Consider the following 18,100-nt stretch of genomic DNA (forward strand, 5'->3'; position numbering starts at 1 on the left):
CCCCGGGGGGGTTATTGTAAACAAAAAAAATATCCCGCCTGCTTAAATTTTTCATCATAATGGCAGTAAAAATACAGGCTAGAACTACCTGAGAATCCGCCTGAAAACATAAACCGCATTCTCCGCAGATGAAGGAAGTACCAGCGAAGATAAATGCTCATCCAGTTCCATTGTGAACATGCCGTTGTTTACATAGGCCTCGAAATCTCCAGTGTACGCCGAGCTCCTCGTACCAATGACGATATACACCCCTACAGAGGCCTTCTTAAAAACGTGTTTTTCATACGAGTTTTTAGGCACTGGCCATGAACACAATACTACTTCAGGAGAATATTTAAAAAGGGCTGCTCTGGCATCCAATCGCTCGACAAAGTCGGGATAATGAATGTAATGCTCCCAGCTGTAATCATCCGTTGCGACGCATTGAACATTTTTCTTATTGAGGAACTTGGTTAGCGTCCCGTCTCCTGCCCCGATCTCAAGACAGCGCTTATTATCAGTCAGCTTAACAAGCTCCTCAATCAATGGCTTGGAATAAAAACAGTAAATCCCTTTTTTGTTGACCAGTGGCATCAGGATTTTTTTATCCGTGATAAATCTCCAAAATAAATGGAACCATCTCAGTGAAACCTCTTTTCTATCAAAGCCCTTTCTAAATAAAAGGCGCTGTAGAATGATACCATCCCAAACATTAAACCGCACTTTACTACTTATTGTTTTGGAAGATATCGCAATGTTTAATTGTTCAAGCAAATATATAGCCATCCGCGCCTTGATTAAATTTGGTAAGAATGCATTTATCGTTTTTTCATTAAAATTGCTCTTCTGAATTTTGCTCCCGGCCATTTTAGCAGATGCTGTATACTTACCTATAATCGCATGAATCAACCGAGACTCATGTTCGTTTTTAAGTACCCCTATTTCTTTTAGCACTTCAGCTTGATATTCAGGGTATTGCTGCAATAATATGTTCACTTCAATCTGATTCGTTAATATTCTTTCGGCAATGTCTTTAGAGAAGCTCCTCATCACACACTCCATTGATTTATTGGTTAATATTTGAGCATTATACTTAAGACGTCCTGCTCGCTAATGGAACCAAAGCTGCGGATTTCCACCACATGCGGCTGTCCCGGCGTTAACGTTCCTGTCTTGTCCTCCATTCTTTTTAACCCAGGCAACATCAGGCGATAAGCAAATCAGCTCTCTCACAGCATTGCGGGTGCGATCCAGAGTCATATCCTCAAGAAATCATGGCCGTGTCCTGCATGCGGCTTTTGCGATCCCCCTTTTTCAAGTTTTTCTAGTTTCATCCAATATTCCATGATGTCCTTCGTGCATTGTAAATACCTCCTCATTTCATTTTCACATCCCCCCCGGGGGGTTATTTCGATCAAAAAAAATGCCTCTTCCTGAGTTTAATTAATTTCCTTGATGTTCATAGGCATTGCATATTCCTCTTTATATCCCCCCGGGGGGGTTATTTTGAGTATAAAAAAAGCCTGCCCCCTTGTCAATAAATAAAAAAAGCTCCTTCTTTGCAAGCAGAGCAAGGAGCATCTTCAACCTTCACCGGATGTAACTATTTATAGCTGCATTTAGTTCTGCTATCACCTGAGCTTCATCGCCATGATGCACAGCATCTACTACACAGTTCTCCAAATGGTCTTTTAACAAAAGCTTCGCAGCTCCGTCCAACGCTTTTTGCACCGCTGCAATTTGCAGTAGTACATCAGGACATTGGCGTCCATTGATGGTCATCTCTTTTACTGATCGTATATGCCCCTCAATCTTTGCCAAGCGATTAATAATATCTTTCCGGTATTTATGATCATGGCCATGCTCATGCTGATGTTCTTCAGACATATTTACGTGCCTCCTTAATTAAATCCTTTACGGACACTCCCTCCTGGATACAGGGCATACCTAAATAGTACCGCTGTCTTCCCAGACTGTCCAATTGTTCAGAGAAGCAACATGAAATTAATCGGCAAATGGTGCAATGCTATAGTTTTCTGTAAGTATGAATGCCCCATCACCGCCTTGATCCAACAAATTATCTCTGGCCTCCAAATCGTTAAAATGCCACCATTCCGAAGCCAGCGGCGTTAAGTCTGCGAATGTGCAATAGTATTGCAACTGTAGTGCAGCATCGGTCATCGTCTTGGCATAAGTTGCTCTCCGCCAGGCGTCCGGGATTTTTGAAGTCACAGCGGACGTAAATATCGCAGAACCTCCACTGAGTTCATGAATGGGTGTGGGCATTTCATATTCAACATAATCGGTAATTTGTAAGGAAGAGTATTCTCCGATGCTTATTTGCTGTTCTGAATTGACCAATACCAGACTAACATCCATGCCATACCCCATTTGATGATTGGATACTCCATCGACAATAAACCAGGTTATGCCCCAAGGAGGTGTATTAATCCCCTTCAACACCGTCGGATCGGACTTAGCAAGGGCTTTTAACGCGGTGGCGACTTCTTTTTGCACAGTATATGGCCGGAAGCCCTCATAGATTTTCAGCGAGTTCCCATCGGCCAATGCCATGCGCTGAGCAGCGTATATTTTCTTGGACATTGCATACAGCACAGGGACGATGTACTCTTCCTTTCCCAGCCGCTTGTTATAACTCTTTCCAGGATACAGCCCTTGATTGGTGATTCCCGGAATAGATTTACCGGAAGACTTGAACTGTGAATTATACGTATTCGTGTTGTCATAAATAATGGACGGGATTACATCCGGAAGGTTGATGAAACAGTAATTATGCGGCAACCAGCCGGAGGCATCCTCGTGCTGCACCAGCCACCATGCCCCATTCTCCTTAAGAATCTGAAATGCGCTGCCCGGTTCAATTACTTTGATCGTTGGCGAGGCATTAGAGGCAGACTCTTTCAACTCCAGCTGTATAGAAGCATATCCAGTAGCTCCACCAACGGGCAGCTCCAAATCGCCAACATATAGAATCCCGGCCGATGGTTCTTCCGTACGGGAAATTTGCGGAGATGCAGGAGGGGTCTCAAAATTAGACGGTGTTGGAAGTTGATTACTCACTGCCTCGATCTTTGAATTCCCTCCGCCGCCGGTGCAGGAGGTTAGTAATAAAGCAACCATTGTCAGAAATATAGCAGACATAAGAGATTTATGATAATTTATCCAAAGCCAGTTCATCCGCGCGCTCCTTGACAACTTATTCAAATAAAACATACCGGAACAAATACAGCACCACTAAATGTAACGGATAAAAGATATAGAACCCCCACTTGATCACATTCGACTTTCTACCCCGGCTTCCGTTATAGAGTAAGAATAGAGGAATGGCCAGCAAAATCCCAAAACGAAAAATGGCATTTATACCTGAATTCGCAAGTCCCGGGAGGATATAAAACACGGTGCCAATCAGCGCAAAGCCAAGCATCTGCAAGCTGAGATGTTTCCTGAGTATGCCGAAACAAACCACCCATAGCACTCCAATATAATTCCAATCTGCCGTCCAAGCCAAAAGACAACATGCCGCAACTGCAAGCACCTGTGACCATAAAGGCAACTTAGAATTTTGACAAATGGATAGTGCGATTAATCCCATGAGCAAATCCCATATTACACTGGTTCCTTGCCACCAGGATAAGCCAAAGAAAAGCACGAAAGGAAAATGAGACAGCAAAGCGAACAAGAAGAGTCGGTTCATATACTTGTTTAGATTAGAGGTATGAGAAAACCCCTCGGCAATTAAATAGCACATGATGGGTGCAGCAAGTCTGCCAATGGTATGAAAAAAGATATCCAGCGGCGTTCCTGATGGAACCAGCCACACGGAAAGATGGTCGATGAACATGGATAATATAGCAATAATCTTCAGGGTATTCGAATTCACAAATTTTACCGTTGTGAAATTTGCTGTCTGCATGGTTTGATACTCCATTTCCTTTGTTTCGCGAAACTGAATGTCCGGAATAGATCAGTTCATCGCATTCTGGTTTCCGTAATATTGCCACCACGGCGTAGTTACTTGCTGCAATATGCTGTCTAGTTTAACCATACGCTGTTTGCCTTCTTCTTGAAGCCATTTGCGAAGCTCTTTCGCCCCAAGCTTTCCGTAGATATCAATTCCATCCTGCCAGGTAGCTCGGCCGCAGAGGACTCCTGAGAAGGGAACCTTTGCCTCTCCGGCAAACTGCAATGTTTCCAAAAACACTTCATTTGTGACTCCTGCACTTAAATAAATGAATGGAATAGGAGAGATTGCACCTGTATCTCGAAAGTGCTGCAGCGCTTCTTCTCGAGTATATACCGCCTCTTGTTCATACCCGGTGTTAGCTGCTGTCCCGGCCACATACTTCATATTGACCGGCACTTCGACTTTAAGCACATCAATTTTGTAGCGCGGTTTAGAAAATTCTTGCATGTACTTCTTTACTTTATTCGGTTTGACTCTGGCAAACTCCGCGCTGCCGGCATCTGGAAGTTTGTCGCTGTACGTGACGGCTTCAAAAAAGAATGGAATATCCACGGAATCACACTCCGCACCTACACGTTCAATAAATGCATGCTTTATGTCGTTAATCTCCTCCAAATCGTCCGGGTCGTAATACATCAATATTTTGACCGCATCCACCCCCTGCTCGACATAACGCAATGCAGAGGATTGCGGCAATAAATCGGGCAGGCGGCCCATTTGCATCGCATCATATCCGGTTTCCTCATAAGCGAGAAGCAGTCCGCAATTTCGATCCCGTGCTTCCGCAGCCGGCCAGCCAAACTCAGGGTCCAGCAAGATTGCCGTTGAATACGGTGTCAGCTCTTCCGAAACCAATTGCTTGAATTCTGTAACCTGTTCGTGCGATGCTTCTTTTCCCAGAGCTTTGCTTAATGATTTGGATAAGGAGCCCCTTTGATCAATTGCTGTGGCAGCAATATACCCATTGGTATTGGAGAGTTTGAGCAACCGGCTTAATTTCCCTTTGGAGAGCGTAGTTTTCATTTCTTATTCCTCCTATCAAATTTGAAATTGGAATTCCACTTGAAATCCAAATGCCCTATTTCTATTTCCCCAAGCTTTTCATTGCTTTAGTCTGTGGGAATAATCGTGTGTAGATCATGTAAATTCCACCTAAGAAACTGCCGTAGATCAGAAGCACAGGTAGCCAATATTGCGAACCGGATACTGCGGAAGCGCCAACATAGGCAAATACAAGCATTGTGGGTATCTTGCCAATTAACGTAGCGGTCACAAATGGGATGAACGGAAGTTTAAGCAAGCCTGCATACCCGTTAATAAGTGCAGCAGGGATGAAAGGCAACATTCTCCCGATCAGGACAAACAGAAAAGCACGATTGCGAATACGCTCATTCCAAGTATCTAATCTGGTTGCAGAGCTTTGATTGCGTTTCCCCCCGCCTCCCTTCTCAAAGATCCAATACGTGAGGATTGCGGCCAGGGAGGAAGCAGCCACACTCATGCCACTTCCTCCCCACAGCCCGTACTTAATGCCCAGGAGGCCTGATACGAAAGCAAAGGGAATGATGGGAACCATGCCAAGCATTACAGAAATAAGCAGAATAATAGACCAGTTGCTAGAATCCTGTTTCTCCATCCAAGGGATCAGCTCGTCCCGCCAGATCAAAATCAGACTGAGCAAGACCAAATAGAACATACCGGCTGCCAGCTTTCGGATAAGCATATCTTCCTTTTGTTCCTCCCCTTATGTTATTTGGCTGCAGCCTCTTGGGCAGCACCCACCTTTTTCCGGAACCGATAGAATAAAAACACTGCCCGGATGGCTAAGTCAATGGCGATTGAAAGCCAAACACCGGCAATACCTAGGTTCAACTGAATTCCTAAGATGTACACGCCAATGACCCGGATCAGCCACATGCCGATGGCGGTGCTGTACATTGGGCTTTTAGTGTCGCCAGCCCCCTGTAAGGCACCAGCTAGGACGAGTCCTACAGCCAGGAAGGGCTGGGCAAAGGCATCAATTCTCAGGGCAGTAGTTACCATATCGATTACGGATTGTTCTCCGGTAAACCAGGCTGCGGCAACTGGGGCAAATACAAACAACAGAACACCAACCAAGCTCATGAAGACAACTGCAACGGCAGAAGTATATATTCCAAACAGGTATGCGTCCCGGTGCCGGTTCGCTCCCAGGTATTGTCCAACTAAAGTGGTGGCTGCAATGGCTAAACCATAACCCGGCATATACGAGAACACTTCAATATTACCGGCAATAGTGTGTGCAGCGTACACTTCAGTTCCAATTCTGACGATCAGACCCATGTATAAAACCTGCCCAAGACGCATGATGAGCCGTTCTGCAGCAGCAGGACCTGACAATTGGAGAAGCGGTTTGGTAAATTCGCTGGGGTCCTTCTTAAAAAGTGAAAAGGACAATGGCGATTTTCGGATGTACCGGAATAGTGCAATGGAGCCAATGATCCGAACGATAACTGTAGCTAACGCTGCTCCGGCAATGCCTATACCCGGAATACCCGCAAGTCCAAAGATTAAAATATAATCAAGTGCAATATGGATAACATTGATCCATATCCCAACTTTCATCGGAGTCTTTGTATCCCCGGCCGAACGTAAGATACTGCCAAGCACAGTCATCAAGGATATAAAAATCGAAGGCACGGCAACAATACGGAAGTAGATAACTCCGCTGCTGAGTACTTCCGGTTCGGCTCCCATAATACGAAGCAACGGCTCGGCAAAAAACAGGGTAATGATTCCGAATAAAACACCGGCGATTACAGCGAGCCAAGTGGACTGCCGGGCGATTTGTTTTGCCTCTGCCATATTCCCGGCACCCACCCGCTTAGCAATCATTGACGATGTTCCGACACCAATGGCCAGGAAGATGGCGATATAAACGTTCAAAATGGTGTTAGAAACACCCACTGCCGTAACCTCAGTGAGTCCTATTTTGGATACAAACAAAGTATCCACAAACCCGACTACCGTTTGAAGAAGATTTTCAATCATTGCGGGTACACCGAGTGCCAATATGATTTTTATTTTTTCTTTTGGCATGGTATCCACTATTTCTATTGCCTTAGCCACATCAATCGTTCCCTTCTAAGCTCTCTGGATTATAGACATATTAAGAAACTAACCCCCCGGGGGGGTTATTGTCAAGAGAAGTCCGAAAACGGGATGTGATTACAATTCCTTGATTTCTTTCACTTTTTCAAATTAATTATGTTATTCTCATAAAACATCTTCACAAATCCTTCGAAATTGAAGGGTACAATACAATAAAAAGGAGGTTTACACACGTGTCCGTATTTATCCGCAAAACTCATAAAAAAATATTGATTGTTGATGATGAAGCTCCTATGCGTGAATTACTACAGCTTTATTTGCACGCCGAAGGCTATCTGACCGAAGCTGTAGCCGGGGGAAAAGAAGCATTATCCCGTATTCCTGCTACAGATTTTGATCTTGTTATCCTTGATCTTATGATGCCGCTAATGGATGGTTTTGATGTTTGCAAGGCGATCCGTCAAATTTCAACCGTTCCCATCATTATGTTAACTGCTCGTGAGGAAACGGTGGATAAAGTCGTTGGACTCAAAATCGGAGCAGATGACTATTTAACCAAGCCTTTTGAGCATCAAGAGCTAATCGCCCGCATGGAATCCATCTTTCGCAGACAGAATTATGTGCAGAATCATACGCTACAACCAGTCCCTTCAAATTCCGTCTTGCCCGTCAAATCAGAGCTAACCTTTCGTGAGTTAAAGATGAATCTGAAAACACATCAAGTTCTATATAAAGAGGCAGAGATAGCCCTGACTCCAAAGGAATACTCTATATTAAAGCTGTTTTTAAGCCATAAAGAACGAATCTTTCAGAGAGAAGATATCCTCGAGTTGCTATGGAAGACCAGATCCATAAATGATGACCGGACCGTCGATACTCATATCAAGAACTTACGCGAGAAACTCTCTCAGGCCGGCTTAGCTGGACACGATGTAATCAAAACGATATGGGGAACAGGATATATTTGTAATGAAAAAAATTAAATTGAACAGTATTCCGCTCAAGCTCGGTTCTGTCCTGGTGCTTTTATTTATGGTGCTCCTATTCTGCATTGAAAGTGTACTTTATATGTTATTTATCCGTTTCTATACGGATGATGTGCTGAATGAACAAATCCACCGCAATCAGAGTTATGCTGCTGTTCTAAGCGAGCATTTCGATATGACTACGATTAACCATGTTCTCCTTACGGAAAGTAAAACCGAAAAACATTTACTGATTCTGGGCCAGGATAACGCAGTCCTCGGCGCTTCGGAAGGACTTGCCTTGTTCTCCGCCGATTACGTAGAAGGACTCATTGCACATGGAACCAGCAGTGATTTTCATGGACCAGTATTGAATTCGGATTGGAAAAACGAACCTAATTTCGTAACTGAAGCAGACATTGTCTCTGAAGGTCGAACCATAGGCAGAGTATTTATGTTCAGCCCTACCGCCCCCATTCAATCCGCAATTAAAACATTGAACGGTACCTTTATAGGCGTAGCTGCGGTCGTGCTTGTGCTGTCAGCACTTATTATTCTTCTGGTCTCCCGTAAGCTTGTACAACCGCTGCTGCGGATGATCAAAATAACCAAACGCATTGCTGAAGGCATCTATGACTGGAAACTTGAGCCCCGGGGTTCTGACGAAATCGCACAGTTGTCTCATGCGATTAACCGGATGTCCTCCAATATCCAGCAGTACGAGCAGCAGCGCAGACAGTTCCTGGCCGACATCTCCCATGAGCTCCGTACTCCGCTGACGTACATGAAGGGCTATTCCGAAGTGCTGAAGAACGGCATGGTCCACAATCCGGCCGATCAGGAACGATATTTACAACTGCTGTACAATCAGAGCACCCAATTGCAGAGGCTCGTGCAGGACTTGTTTGAACTGGCGAATATGGAGCAAGGGTCCTTCAAATTAGTAATCGAACGGACATCCTTGGATAAGGTGATGCAAAATGCTTTAGAGCTCATGTCAGATTCCATAGAGCAGCATGGAGTTCAACTCAGCTATCACCCCTCCCCATCACCAATCTATGTGCGTGGAGACGAACGGCGTCTGCAGCAAGTCGTGATTAACTTGCTTGAAAATGCTAGAAAGTATACTCCATCAGGAGGTGAAATCACGATATCTACAGACATTATTCAGAATAATCAGGCAGTTATTATTGTTAAAGATACCGGAATCGGAATTCCTGCCAGTGAACTTCCCCATATTTGGGAACGGCTCTATCGTGTCGAGAAATCGAGATCCAGAGCTACCGGTGGTACGGGGCTGGGCCTAGCCATTTCTAAAGAAATTATCACTTTGCATCAAGGAGACATCACCGTGGAGAGCATCGAAGGAGCCGGGGCAACCTTCTCGGTACATATCCCGCTTTTTCTATAATCATTTGCCGGTTTAGTGTAGCGCTATTGCTGGTGCTGGAGAGGCAATGTACATTTGGTGCCACAAGATGAATACCAGCAGGGTCCATAACTTGCGGCTGGCATCCACTTTGCCGGCACGATGATCTTCCAGCATGCCTAGCGCTTTCTTGGTGTTCAGCCACGGGATATTGTCTGCAGAACCGATGACCTCTTTTGCCCACGGATACCATTCATTTTTAAGCCAAATCCGGATGGGTACCGGAAAACCCAGTTTTTTGCGATTTTGCACATCTGGCGGTACAAATTCTTTCATCGCTTCCCGTAGAAGCAGCTTGGTAGACGATTTATTCACTTTGTACTTGCTCGGGATACGGGAAGCCAGCTCGAACACCTTGAGATCCACAAAAGGAACGCGAAGCTCCAGAGAGTGTGCCATCGACATTTTGTCCGCTTTCATCAGAATATTTCCACGCAGCCAGGTGTGAATGTCAATATGCTGCATCTTTGTGATATCGTCATAATGTGCAGCTGTTTCATAGAATGGCAGGGTAACCTCTTGTGCCGGCAGAAAGGCCTCCCCCAGGAGCTCCGGCAGGATATCCGTTTTCTCCGAATCGAGGAAAATCTTCGCGTTTCCATAAAAGCGCTCCTGCAGCTGAAGACTTCCTCTCTCCAGAAAGCTCTTCCCTTTCATACCAGGTGGCATCACTTTAGAGATCGCTCCGGCAGCCTTTCGCATCCCTCTTGGCATATAGTCAAACATCTTCAGGGATGAGGGCTCGCGGTAAATGTTGTAGCCACCAAAAAACTCATCGGCCCCCTCTCCGGAAAAAACAACCTTGACATATTGGCTAGCCAGCTCGGATACAAAATAAATGCCTGCCGCAGAAGGATCTGCTACGGGTTCGTCCATATGCCAAAGCATCCGGGGCAGCGCCTCTAGATAACTTTGCGCGCTTACCGATACTTCAAAGTGTTCTGTACCCAGGTGTGCAGCAGTTTTACGGGCTAAATCCAGTTCGCTGTATCCGGGAACATCAAAACCAACAGAGAATGTTCGGGTAGGCTCCAAACGCTGCAGCATTCCTACGAGGCTACTAGAATCAATTCCTCCTGAAAGAAAAGCACCTCTTGGCACATCACTATTCCGGTGAATTTGGACAGATTCCATAAGCACTGCTCGCGTTTCTTCCACTAGCTCCGAAAAGGAAAGGATATCTTCTGAATAAAATGAAGCTTTGTAGTAGGGCTTGATTGAGAGCTGTCCTTGTTTAATCGTTAGCATATGCCCAGCCATCAATTTGTTAATGCCTTTAAACATGGTGGCTGGCTCCGGCACGTATTGGAAGGTTAAATAGTGAGAGTATGCTTGTCCATCCACTTCCCGATCTATTTTACCCGAAGCAAGGAGAGCTTTGATCTCCGAGGAAATCATAATTCCGCTGGGCGTTTCACAATAATAAACCGGTTTTATTCCGAACGGATCTCGTGCCGCCAACAACAAATCCTGTTTTTTATCCCAGATGACCAGTCCGAACATCCCACGCAGCCGTTTGATGAATCTTTCACCTTCCGCCTCATATAAACGGAGGATGACTTCTGTATCACTCTCGGTACGAAACCGGTACCCTTCGTTCTGTAAGGAATCCCGCAGCTCCCGATAGTTATAAATTTCCCCGTTAAAAATAAGTGCTACCTCACCCGACTCATTCTGCATCGGCTGAGCTCCGTGCTCCAGGTCAATGATGCTCAGTCTTCTAAAACCGAGGCCCACATGTCCATCCAAATGCATGCCGGAATCATTGGGTCCACGGTGAGTAATGATTTCTGTCATCTGTTTCAGCATTTGGGCTTGTACAGAAACTTGATTCCGATTATAAACAGCAGTAATCCCGCACATGATAAACGCTCCTTAAACTTGTTTTCTCTACTTTATTTTAGGGAGCGCGTGTGGGTAAAACGTGATGTTTAAATTACAATTTGACTTCCTATTCTCCACAATTTCTTCACGGACAGCACAAATAAAAGAGGATCCCTTCTCACACAAATGAGAGCAGAAATCCTCTTGCACAACCTGCAATTGCTTTAGAATAAATTCATAACTGAATCTTTTAGATCATTAAAAAAACGACCAATTGCCCGCAGCATTAAGGTAAACCAACCAGCCTTTTCCACGTCATCAGTGGCCTGCAGATCCACTACAGCTTCAATGTCTTGTCCCGTCCCATTGCTATATGTAATGGTAGCCGTCCCAAGAACATCTCCCTTCGCAATAGGTGCTGTTCTACCGTTCTCGTCCAGGAATTTCACTGAAACCGTAGGCTCAGGTGTTGCTCCTTTAACAGTCATTAGCGTGATACTTTTTGCAGTTTCCAGACTTACGGCCTGATCTCTGGCTTTGTAAACTTCTGCGCTCTCAAAGCCTTCCAGCTCTGCTTTCTCTGTTAGAACGACCTTACGTTCAAATTGGTTAAATCCGAAATCGAGCAGCTTTCGTGTTTGAGTAAAGCGCATAGACTCCGATGACGTTCCCATAACTACACTAATAAGCCTTGTACCATCTCGCTCCGCCGTACCCGTAAAACAGTAACCGGCTTGGTCGGTATAGCCTGTTTTCATACCGTCCAGTCCCTCATAAGCATAGCTGCGGAGCGAAGTCACTGAGGAGTTCCCTTCAAGCATCCAGTTATAATTTATGATCGGCTGCGTATCCCGTGCCCGGAACTGGTAGGATGGAAGACTGGAGAATTCAAAAAAATCGGGATGTTCACGTTGAATGGCGAGCGCCAGAAATGCGGCATCCCGAGCGGACATGATAGTTTCTCCTTCGACGCCACCTGGACGGTATTCTTCACTCATGTCCATCCGCCCTAAACCAGTGGCATTAATGAATTGGGCTTTCGTTAATTGAAGCTCTTTGGCGGTAACATTCATTCGCATGGCAAAAGCCTCTTCGCTCCCGGCGATATGTTCAGCCAGGGCAATCGAAGCATCATTCGCCGAGCCTACCGCCATTGCCGTAAACAGCTCTCTAACTGTATGCGTATCGCCTTCGGCAAGAAAAACTTTGGAACCCACCGTATCTTGGGCTCTTTTTGAAACGGTCACCTGATCCTCCCAGCTTAACCGGCCGCTCTTGATTTCAGTGAGCACAATATACTCTGTCATCATTTTAGACATGCTGGCAGGCGGATAAGCGATATCTGCATCGGATTGATATAAGATTTGTCCGGTCTCCACATCAAGCAGAATAGCCGACTTGGCTTGAAGAGAAATCGTTGGTGCCCTTACAGCGACTGAATCCGATGCTGCTGAAACTACAGCCGCCATTCCTGTAAAAAGCAACGTCCATAAGCTGAAAAACAGGAAAACTTTAAATACATTCTGACAAATCATTTTGGTTAACACCCGGATGCACTCCCTTATTGTTCATTATGAATACGTAATTGCTTGTCTGCCCATTTGTTCCCAGGCTTCACGGAACGAGGCTATCTTCACCTTGCGGTCCTTCACTTCTGCGAGCGGATCATTAAAATAGATATACTCTTCGTCATAGCCCGTCAGGAGCACGGAGTGTTCTTTATAGGTGATCTTCAAAGAGCCGCTTGGTGTCTCCCACTGCTCGAACATCGTATCCGGTAATGAGGTGAAGTAGGTATTGGCAATAACCCATACGGGTTTTCCCAGCACCAGAGCATACAGCATGTCTTCAAAATTGCTGCCCGTCATATCAATGATACGCTCGGGCAGATAATTCTCGGCCAGTTCTCTGACAGGGCCGTGGTAAACACCGTATCCCGGACGGTCATAGGAGTACATATCACCGACAAAACCATCATACGGATTACCGAAGGTAGTCACTCCATTGACCCGCTTATACACTGTCGGGTCCTTGCGAATTTGCTGGGCTAAGGTCATTTTATCCGCTTCAATTCCTGCGTGACTAAGGAGCATGGCAAGACTGGTCACCTCACACCCGCGCGGTAACTCCGGCATTTGCTTGATTAACACTGCATCTATCGGAGATACCTGATTGGGCAGCTTATCCGCATTCCATATTATTTTTTCACTACTTGATAGGGAAACACTCGTCCCCTGATTATTCCTGGCGTATTGTACGGCCTCTGGATATTCCATAAAATCAGCAACTAAGATTTCATTCTGGTACACCAAAAAGGTCTCATAATTATCCCATAGCAATGTATCCGTTTCGGATTCCCGAACAGAAGCTAACTGGAGCAATTCGGCACTGGAAATAGCTTCACTTAGCGTAGTATAGCTGCCCGTGACGGTAGATCCGCTGTATACAGCAAAATTCTCTTCTTTAATCATAGGCGAAGCTTCACTTTGTGGTAATTGGGGCCTTTGATCCTGAAGGAGACGATTAATGGTGATAACTGAGAGGATAACAATAAGCAACAGTATCAAATGAAGCGAAGCGTTATGATTCTTTTTCCGTTTTGACAAATGAACCCACCCATCTTTGTTTTTTTAGTAATTGCACCCTTTAAGGGTAACTCCTCATTTTGTAGATATTGTGAAGGAATGATTACAACATCTTTTCTTAAAAAAAAACCGCGATAAACGCGGTTTTCATGAGAGCATGTTATGTTACTTACCGGTCAGTCCGAACGCTTCATCATAAGCATCAAAAATTTTACGCGCGATGGGTGCTGCACTTGACGAACCATAACCTCCTTCTGGTACTACAACTGCTACGGCAAGTTTTGGATTTTCTCTAGGCGCAAATGCAATGAATACTCCATTCTCAACATTAATGGCTTGGCCATCCTTATAAATGGTTTGCTGGGATGTCCCTGTCTTTCTGGCAAAATCATAAGTGAAGCCTTGGAAAGCTGCATCTACATTTGTTGACATTCCCCTATGAACTAAATTCCATATATTATCACTAAACGATACTTCATTTAATACTACGGGTTTGGTAGTCTCAATGATATTCCCATTAGAATCCCGGATCTCCTTTATCAAATGAGGCTCCATTCGTTTTCCTTTATTGGCCAGCATCACTGTATATTGAGCCAACTGCATAGCCGTATATTTCCCTTGTTGTCCAAAAGATGCGAATGCCAGACTCGTAAGCGCAGCCTGATTTTTTTGATTATATTCAATTAAGCCTCTAAATTCTCTAGGCAAATCTACACCTGTCTCCACACCTAAACCAAATTCCTTCATATACCTATCCCACACGTCGACCGCATCGTCCCCATACTTCTTCCATAACTTTTCACCGATTAGATCAACCATAAAAGCGTTGGAGGAGTTCTTAATCGCTGTTTCAGGTTTCAAGAGCCCTAGAGCTTTACTACCTGAGTTTCGGACTCTTGTATTATCTCCTCCAAACTCGGCATAACCTTGATCCATATATGATGTATTAGGAGTAATCAGTTTTTCATTTAGACCAATTAAAACACTTAGCGGCTTGATTGTTGAACCTAATAACACCGTTGACTCTGGATTTTGCCCGGTATCGTTCTGCGGAAACGACTCAACGGTTCCATTACGGTAAATATACTTTATCTTTTCATAGTCCCATGCATCATTCGAATCGTAATCCGGCATACTTGCCATCGCCACAATGTTACCCGTGTCCACTTCCATAGCTACCGCAAAACCTGTCTTGGCGTTGGGATGAAGTTTCCCCGATACTGGTGTACGTTGCAGCCAGTCAAGTTGATCAAGAATTGCTTGTTCGGTTTTTACTTGAACAGATTTGCTAAGAGTTGAAATAAGGTCGTATCCCTTAACGGGCGGTTGTGTGGTAGCCATAGAACCCTCTTCTGGTAGATTGATGGCGTTAATTGGAATTTGCAGATAACCATTTTTCCCCCGGAGGTACTCCTGATACTGCATTTCCAGACCTGCTACACCTACCTCTTCCAGTTCTGAATAGATGAGACCAGGGTCTGCCTGGGTTGCATTGGATTGACTTATTTCTTCGTATTTAGCTAGGGTCTTTGATGTCTTGAAAGACTTCAGGTATCCGATAGCTTGGACGGCCACGGTGTCCGAATCGTATTTCCTGACCGTTTCCTCCACTACAGTTAGGCCAGGATATTCCTTTGCATTCTCCATGAAATAGGCAATTTCTTGATTAGATAGACCACTCTTGATGAGTCTAGGGGTATAGCCAAGTGCTTGTTTATACTCCAGATCCATGACCTCGATTATTTCATCAGCAGTCAATGCTTCAGTCCCTGGAGCCTTATATTTTTCGAAGGCTATACTCAGTTTCTCTGCTAATTCTACAATCTCTTCTCGGTTAGGATTTGCTGTACTTCCGTTCGGTTCACTATAGTTCTTATACAAAGTAATATATAAAGAATATGCAGGCACAGAGTAAGCGAGTTTCGTTATCCCGGTTGAATCGTAAATGGTACCACGTACAGGAAGCAAGGGCGTATTTTTTTCAACATTGGTGCTTTCTTGCTGTGCTAATAACGGACCATCCACAAACTGCAGAGTAGCCAACCGGATAAGTAATACCGAGAACATAAGAAAAGAGCCAAAGAAAAAAATATTAATGCGCAGATGCAAATTGTTTTTTGAATTCATTGTATTTTTTAATTTGAAGTTCAGCCTTACCATTTCATAACCTCACTATAACTTAGTATTCTTGAAATCATTGTGAGGTGTTAGCCATGCATGTGATTCCTTCAAAGTGAGCATTGAGGAACCTTATCTTCGATCATCCTCCTCAAAGGCCAAATTCGTCACCTCAATTCCAAGTGTAAGTGATGGGTTTGAAGATATTGTGAAGATCGGGGCAGAAGATGTTTTCTTAAATAAAAATGAGCCGTCCTGAAATCTCAGGACAGCTCATGATGTCTGGGTTGTTGTGCCAACTTTTTCTTACAGACCGCTTCACAACTATAATGTCTACTTCATAACAGTATTGTCTCTAAACATCTCATCGGGACTGTTTGCGTAGTTTGTTTCTTGCTTTTTTAGAACAAAACTTTATTGTAATGCAACAGAAAAATTCTTTTTTTAACATAATAAGGCTTCGCCCAAACCCCAAAGGTTTGGGCTTATTGATGTATGAATATGGTGAAAATATATGATGCATAAATATTCATTTTCCATTTAATTATGGAATTCTTGTCCAACGAATTATGGTACAATTCCATTTAATTATGGAATTTCACAGTCAGTGTGATATTGCAAAATAAGTGAGAAAATTCAACATGAAATGCTTGTTATTTCAACAATCAACGTTTCAGAAAAAGTGACAGAAGCATACCAAACGCTTTATACTACTAAAGGATTCTTCACTTATACTGATAAAAAGAGCAATTATGAATCATGCATGCTTTTTGTATATTATTCACAATATTCATACCATTGCGTATTTATTCATAACTAAGTATATTAATTCAATGAATACATCTATCGTTATAATTCATTTATGTTTAACCCACTAAATTGTAAACCAATTTTTAGATCCCCTATGAAATTCAGACATGCCATGTATAACTTCCCCACTTACTTCCGGATTTTTTAGGACTAACAGAATGACTCTGATCATCTTCACAGATCATTATAAATTCATGAATCTTCTCTTTTTGGCACCCAAACTCATCAATTTGTAATTTAATAGAGATAGTCGTGTTAGAAAGAGCAATATCTTGAATTGAAATAAATTTGTATGAAATCAGTAGCTGACTTTTAAAGTGCTCACGTACCCTTAAAGGTGCCGTTTTTGAATCAAAAACCCTATATGGTAGTATTGTAGTCATCTTCCCGTAATTCTTTTGCATCCAGTAATTAAGAAATTTATTTAGTACATACTCAGGAGTATGTTCCTTAAATAAATCGGGATTAAGGGAGATTGCCTCGCGAGGTTGCCAACTTTCAAGTTCTCTCTTAGAATTATCTAGTTCTTGTATTTTTTCAATTATATCTAATAGTGACTCCTCCGGCTTGTCTTTAGGGGAGATTATCTCGCCTTTTTCAACCTTTGCAGCCCATTCGCCAACAGCAAAGAGGAGGGCCCAGGTTTTTGCAGCTACAATTTCATTATCATAACCCAGGTCAGTTCCATGCAGAATTCCATTTCGATACGGTAGTGTAATTTTTTCTTTTGTAGTTTTGCGACGGCCTTTACGTGTAATTCTTACCAACTTCCCTAAGCCCTGGCTATGAGCTGCGATGGAATCCCAAGCTTCTAATTTAGTTGATTCTGCCGAAATTCCTTTATGATCTTCATGAAGTTCATTTACGAGGCCGTCTGTTAAAGCCAGTATAACCGGAACACATGCATGATACCGTTTCTCTTCATAGTCGATTAATGCTTTAAGTGCTAGTTCCATTCGTGGTCTAAATGCTATAATTGAATTTAGACGTTTTAACTGGAATCGTATTGTATCAACGTTATAATATTGTAGTATGAGTTCTAACGCACCTTTAAAATTCCCTGCCTCAGCTTCTGACACAGCCTCCTTCGCAACATCAAAATCCATCATTCTGTATGTTATCCAACCATGCTCAGCAAAAAAAGTATTAAATCTGTCTGGAATCGTAACAAGCTCATTAGTTTGCCTATCCATTTCAGCTATGTTACTCAAAGCATCTTCAATCTTATTAACTTCAACTCCATATTCCTTAAAAATTGGTCCTAAGAGCGGCATAGTCTGTTTTAAACTCTTCATATTTGTTACAGCGCTCTTTG

General features: G+C 43.6%; 14 protein-coding genes. 2 read left to right on the forward strand and 12 right to left on the reverse strand.

Annotated elements, in window-relative coordinates; translation table 11 throughout:
- Positions 1 to 84 precede the first annotated feature (84 nt).
- The 7 genes from QW71_RS02785 to QW71_RS02815 form a co-directional block, all read right to left on the reverse strand.
- Positions 85 to 1,029, reverse strand: coding sequence for an SAM-dependent methyltransferase (locus QW71_RS02785; protein WP_039292975.1), 945 nt, complete (start codon positions 1,027 to 1,029; stop codon positions 85 to 87).
- A gap of 540 nt (positions 1,030 to 1,569) precedes the next feature.
- Entirely contained in the window at positions 1,570 to 1,866 is a 297-nt protein-coding gene (locus QW71_RS02790; protein WP_039292978.1) for a metal-sensing transcriptional repressor, read from the reverse strand.
- Between the two features lie 117 nt (positions 1,867 to 1,983).
- Entirely contained in the window at positions 1,984 to 3,177 is a 1,194-nt protein-coding gene (locus QW71_RS02795; RefSeq protein ID WP_152679676.1) for a hypothetical protein, read from the reverse strand.
- Positions 3,178 to 3,196: 19 nt separating this feature from the next.
- Positions 3,197 to 3,913: a TraX family protein gene (locus QW71_RS02800; RefSeq protein ID WP_039292982.1), complete on the reverse strand. Its 717-nt coding sequence runs from the start codon at positions 3,911 to 3,913 to the stop codon at positions 3,197 to 3,199.
- A 51-nt stretch (positions 3,914 to 3,964) separates the two neighbouring features.
- The gene (locus QW71_RS02805) at positions 3,965 to 4,987 is read right to left on the reverse strand and encodes a tagatose 1,6-diphosphate aldolase (protein WP_039292987.1); all 1,023 of its coding nucleotides are present in this window, start codon (positions 4,985 to 4,987) and stop codon (positions 3,965 to 3,967) included.
- Between the two features lie 61 nt (positions 4,988 to 5,048).
- Positions 5,049 to 5,687 (reverse strand): TVP38/TMEM64 family protein, encoded by a 639-nt coding sequence (locus QW71_RS02810; protein ID WP_039292990.1) that lies wholly within the window; start codon positions 5,685 to 5,687, stop codon positions 5,049 to 5,051.
- A gap of 26 nt (positions 5,688 to 5,713) precedes the next feature.
- Positions 5,714 to 7,072, reverse strand: a complete 1,359-nt coding sequence (locus tag QW71_RS02815) for an MATE family efflux transporter (RefSeq protein WP_306766018.1) — start codon at positions 7,070 to 7,072, stop codon at positions 5,714 to 5,716.
- A gap of 215 nt (positions 7,073 to 7,287) precedes the next feature.
- Here QW71_RS02815 and QW71_RS02820 point away from each other — a divergent pair, with 215 nt between their 5' ends.
- Together QW71_RS02820 and QW71_RS02825 are read left to right on the forward strand one after the other, a co-directional pair.
- On the forward strand, positions 7,288 to 8,037 hold the full coding sequence (locus QW71_RS02820) for a response regulator transcription factor (protein ID WP_235441365.1): 750 nt from the start codon (positions 7,288 to 7,290) through the stop codon (positions 8,035 to 8,037).
- Positions 8,024 to 9,430 (forward strand): cell wall metabolism sensor histidine kinase WalK, encoded by a 1,407-nt coding sequence (locus tag QW71_RS02825; protein WP_039292993.1) that lies wholly within the window; start codon positions 8,024 to 8,026, stop codon positions 9,428 to 9,430. Before QW71_RS02820 ends, QW71_RS02825 begins: the two co-directional genes overlap by 14 nt.
- 12 nt (positions 9,431 to 9,442) lie before the next feature.
- Here QW71_RS02825 and asnB read toward each other — a convergent pair whose 3' ends face one another.
- The 5 genes from asnB to QW71_RS02850 all read right to left on the reverse strand — a co-directional run bounded on the left by asnB (position 9,443) and on the right by QW71_RS02850 (position 18,080).
- Complete coding sequence (gene asnB, locus QW71_RS02830; RefSeq protein WP_039292995.1) at positions 9,443 to 11,311, reverse strand: asparagine synthase (glutamine-hydrolyzing); 1,869 nt, start codon at positions 11,309 to 11,311, stop codon at positions 9,443 to 9,445.
- Positions 11,312 to 11,496: 185 nt separating this feature from the next.
- Positions 11,497 to 12,819: a D-alanyl-D-alanine carboxypeptidase family protein gene (locus QW71_RS02835; protein ID WP_235441366.1), complete on the reverse strand. Its 1,323-nt coding sequence runs from the start codon at positions 12,817 to 12,819 to the stop codon at positions 11,497 to 11,499.
- Between the two features lie 24 nt (positions 12,820 to 12,843).
- The gene (locus QW71_RS36815) at positions 12,844 to 13,743 is read right to left on the reverse strand and encodes a C39 family peptidase (RefSeq protein WP_052769852.1); all 900 of its coding nucleotides are present in this window, start codon (positions 13,741 to 13,743) and stop codon (positions 12,844 to 12,846) included.
- 279 nt (positions 13,744 to 14,022) lie between these two features.
- On the reverse strand, positions 14,023 to 16,017 hold the full coding sequence (locus QW71_RS02845) for a penicillin-binding protein 2 (RefSeq protein WP_047013581.1): 1,995 nt from the start codon (positions 16,015 to 16,017) through the stop codon (positions 14,023 to 14,025).
- A gap of 869 nt (positions 16,018 to 16,886) precedes the next feature.
- Positions 16,887 to 18,080 carry a hypothetical protein gene (locus tag QW71_RS02850; RefSeq protein WP_052769853.1) on the reverse strand — a complete coding sequence of 398 codons (1,194 nt, stop codon included), beginning with the start codon at positions 18,078 to 18,080 and terminating at the stop codon, positions 16,887 to 16,889.
- Between the last annotated feature and the right edge of the window lie 20 nt (positions 18,081 to 18,100).

Source organism: Paenibacillus sp. IHB B 3415, from assembly GCF_000802655.2.
GTDB classification, from domain to species: domain Bacteria; phylum Bacillota; class Bacilli; order Paenibacillales; family Paenibacillaceae; genus Paenibacillus_AQ; species Paenibacillus_AQ phytohabitans.

Excerpts from the sequence above, each read along its gene's own strand:
- QW71_RS36815 (WP_052769852.1), bottom strand. The coding sequence starts at position 13,743 with ATGATTAAAGAAGAGAATTTTGCTGTATACAGCGGATCTACCGTCACG.
- asnB (WP_039292995.1), bottom strand. The coding sequence starts at position 11,311 with ATGTGCGGGATTACTGCTGTTTATAATCGGAATCAAGTTTCTGTACAA.
- QW71_RS02795 (WP_152679676.1), bottom strand. The coding sequence starts at position 3,177 with ATGAACTGGCTTTGGATAAATTATCATAAATCTCTTATGTCTGCTATA.
- QW71_RS02790 (WP_039292978.1), bottom strand. The coding sequence starts at position 1,866 with ATGTCTGAAGAACATCAGCATGAGCATGGCCATGATCATAAATACCGG.
- QW71_RS02800 (WP_039292982.1), bottom strand. The coding sequence starts at position 3,913 with ATGCAGACAGCAAATTTCACAACGGTAAAATTTGTGAATTCGAATACC.
- QW71_RS02850 (WP_052769853.1), bottom strand. The coding sequence starts at position 18,080 with ATGAAGAGTTTAAAACAGACTATGCCGCTCTTAGGACCAATTTTTAAG.
- QW71_RS02810 (WP_039292990.1), bottom strand. The coding sequence starts at position 5,687 with ATGCTTATCCGAAAGCTGGCAGCCGGTATGTTCTATTTGGTCTTGCTC.
- QW71_RS02785 (WP_039292975.1), bottom strand. The coding sequence starts at position 1,029 with ATGAGGAGCTTCTCTAAAGACATTGCCGAAAGAATATTAACGAATCAG.
- QW71_RS02845 (WP_047013581.1), bottom strand. The coding sequence starts at position 16,017 with ATGGTAAGGCTGAACTTCAAATTAAAAAATACAATGAATTCAAAAAAC.
- QW71_RS02825 (WP_039292993.1), top strand. The coding sequence starts at position 8,024 with ATGAAAAAAATTAAATTGAACAGTATTCCGCTCAAGCTCGGTTCTGTC.
- QW71_RS02805 (WP_039292987.1), bottom strand. The coding sequence starts at position 4,987 with ATGAAAACTACGCTCTCCAAAGGGAAATTAAGCCGGTTGCTCAAACTC.